Here is a 2,581-nt window from a genome sequence, read left to right on the forward strand (position 1 = left end):
GGGTACTATCGCCTTAACTCAGGCAGCCACAAGGGCTTGAGTTTCTCGCGATTTCACGGACGCCTCGCGGCGTTCGGCTGACCTCACCACGGCCAATGGCGTCCCCCCGAAATAGGGGTTCGTCAGACGTGGGTCGGCGGGGGCACCCCGGCTCCCGGTTCGGCACGGGCTAGAGGCCCGCACCCGTCGCTCCCCGAACTCGCGCACGAGTTCGGCAAGGATCGCCGCCTTCCCCTGGAACAGCCAACCATTGGGGCGCGCACGGCGCGCTTCGATGTTGGCCGCCGCATTGAGGTCGGCATGCATGCGATGGCCGCACCAAAGACACATGAAGGTCTTCTGGTCGCGACGGTTTCGTTTGTCTCCGTACCCACAGCAGGAACAGGCTTGGCTGCTGTAGGCGGGATTGACCTCGGCGGTCGTGATCCCGAACCGCTCCTCCAGGTCCTTGAGCTTGGCCTGGATGATGGAGCGCCCGCAGTTGCGCAGGATCGCGTTGAGGCGCTTCGACAGGGCGGCTTGCCGGAAGTCCAGCCGTTCGAGGACCAGTTCCTTGGGCTGGCCCTGCGCGACGAGGCGGTTCAGGACGCGCCCGATCTCCGTCCGCAGGAAGCCGCGCACGTCTTCCGCCAAGGCGCGGTAGCGCTTGCTGTCGCGTGGCTTGCGCCGGGCGCGTTGCTGGCTGGCGGCGATCATGGAAATCAGCGCATCGTACCGCTTTAGCCGCGTCAACCATCCTTGACCCAGCAACTGGCCTTGCGATGTGGCGAACAACGTGGACAGCCCGAAGTCCAGAGCGATCACGCCGTGGCCATCGTAGCCGGCGCGGCTTTTGGCGCAGACCTCGCCCATGTCGGTGACGACGCCGAAGGTCAGCCGCCCGTCCCGCTCGTTGATCTGAATGCCGTTGGTGACGCGGCCCGGACGCCGGTCATGATAGGCATAGGTGAGGAGCGGGACGGCGATCTTCCGTCCCTTGTCCAGCGTCGACAAGTTGACCCACAAGTCAACCCGACCGCCCTGGGTCGCCTTAACCGGACGCGCGATGCTGCCCGCCCGGTGGTCGAGGCGCATGGAGAGGCGCGACAGGTTCGGACGGCGGTGCTTGGCCATGACGTGGCGCATGATCGCGCGCGCCAGCCGCCGGACGCTTTCGGGAATGGCTTCTCCCGAAGTTTTCATCACCACGTCCTCGCGCCGAAACCACGCGCCCAGGACGTTGATGGTGTGGAGCATGTGCCTGGTGTCGGGCGGCAGGTTGCTGCGATGCACCGCATCGCGGAACTCGTTGGCCCGGTTCGACAGCCAGCCCTGCAACTGCCCGACCACCTGCCAGCGGCACATCTGGACGCGGTTGGCCGCGCCGATCACGGCGGCGAAGGTCACCTTGTCAAGATCGTGGTTCTTGTCGAACCGGCCCGTCTCGAAGAACAGCCGCCACTGCTCGCGCCCCAGCAGCACCGCGCCTTTGCGGTAGGCCGCGAGCAGCGCCCGCACCGCCGTCTCCTTGCCCGCCGTCAGGTTCGACGGCAGCAGGTCGGTGCGATGGACGGGCAGGTGCTCGGGCTTCCGGCGGGCCATCAGACGGCTCCGGTGAGGAAGTCGTAAGGCAACGTGCGCCCAATGCCGTTGCGCACGAGCCGCGCCATGCGCTCCAGGCAGGCGTCGGCCTGGCGGTTCCAGCGGAAGGCGGCCTCGCCGGCGTAGCGGCCGAGGTGCTTGGGTGAGACGAAGTGGAACACACCGGCGACGGCGCGGCCCAGGAAGCCGTTGAAGGATTCGACGCGGTTGACGGGGACTCGGTGCCCAGTCTCTTCGTCGGTGCGGGCATACTCCTTCTGGCTGTGGTTCACCGACAGGTGGGCACGTTCCGCGCCCAGGTGCTTGTCGGCCGGGAGACCGTCCGTCATCGCTATGGCGTCCGGCTCCAGCACGCCGTTCAACGCTTCGGCAACGGCAATCTGGCCGTGGGTTGGAATGCCACCACGTCGCCGCCGCGCTCGGCGGCAACCAGCAGCAATGGACGCCTCGTGCCGCGCCCCTTGGGATTGGGTGGCGGGGCGCGGTCGCCGTCGGTGTGTTCCGGCTTGGCGCGCTTGCGCGGCGGCGCTCCGGCAGAGGTCTCGTCGATCTCGACGACGTTCGCCAGGAGCGGGTTGTCCTCGGCCATCATGGCGCGGATGCGGTGTCCGAGATGCCACGCCGTGGCGTAGGAGACGCCCAGCATCTCGGACAGCTTCACGGCGGAGACGCCCTTGGATGCGGCGGCGATCAGGTAAATAGCCTGCGCCCAGGTGAGCAGGGGCAGGTGGGTGCGGTGCATCGGCGTACCCGCCGTGACCGTGAACTGGCGGCGGCAGGCCATGCATTCCCAGCGGCGCACGGTCCTGAGCCAGCAGGCACGATCCACGCAACCGCACACGGGGCAGATCGGTCCGTCAGGCCAGCGGGCTCGCTCGAACCACGTCCGCGCAGCGTCCTCGTCCGGGAATAGATCGGTGAAGGCGCCGAGCGTAAGCGCGGTCGTGTTCATGTTTTGTATCTAGAATTTGTGCTAACCTTTGTCAAGGCGATAGGCCCG

The 2,581-nt window shown here is 67.1% G+C and carries 3 protein-coding genes; all 3 read right to left on the reverse strand.

Annotated features, from left to right (window positions below; translation table 11 throughout):
• Window positions 1–18: 18 nt before the first annotated feature.
• From VFM98_RS13635 to VFM98_RS13645, 3 genes are read right to left on the reverse strand one after another with little or no spacing between them, the layout of a single operon-like run.
• A complete protein-coding gene (locus VFM98_RS13635; RefSeq protein ID WP_325110460.1) occupies window positions 19–1,581 on the reverse strand; it encodes a transposase in 1,563 nt (520 codons plus the stop codon).
• Window positions 1,581–1,934 carry a transposase gene (locus VFM98_RS13640; protein ID WP_325110462.1) on the reverse strand — a complete coding sequence of 118 codons (354 nt, stop codon included), beginning with the start codon at window positions 1,932–1,934 and terminating at the stop codon, window positions 1,581–1,583. The genes VFM98_RS13635 and VFM98_RS13640 overlap by 1 nt, the downstream gene beginning before the upstream one ends.
• A gap of 5 nt (window positions 1,935–1,939) precedes the next feature.
• On the reverse strand, window positions 1,940–2,533 hold the full coding sequence (locus VFM98_RS13645) for an IS1595 family transposase (protein ID WP_325110461.1): 594 nt from the start codon (window positions 2,531–2,533) through the stop codon (window positions 1,940–1,942).
• Window positions 2,534–2,581: the final 48 nt, after the last annotated feature.

Origin of the sequence: Ramlibacter sp., from assembly GCF_035706265.1 — a bacterium.
GTDB lineage: Bacteria > Pseudomonadota > Gammaproteobacteria > Burkholderiales > Burkholderiaceae_C > Ramlibacter.

Excerpts from the sequence above, each read along its gene's own strand:
- VFM98_RS13635 (WP_325110460.1), bottom strand. The coding sequence starts at position 1,581 with ATGGCCCGCCGGAAGCCCGAGCACCTGCCCGTCCATCGCACCGACCTG.
- VFM98_RS13645 (WP_325110461.1), bottom strand. The coding sequence starts at position 2,533 with ATGAACACGACCGCGCTTACGCTCGGCGCCTTCACCGATCTATTCCCG.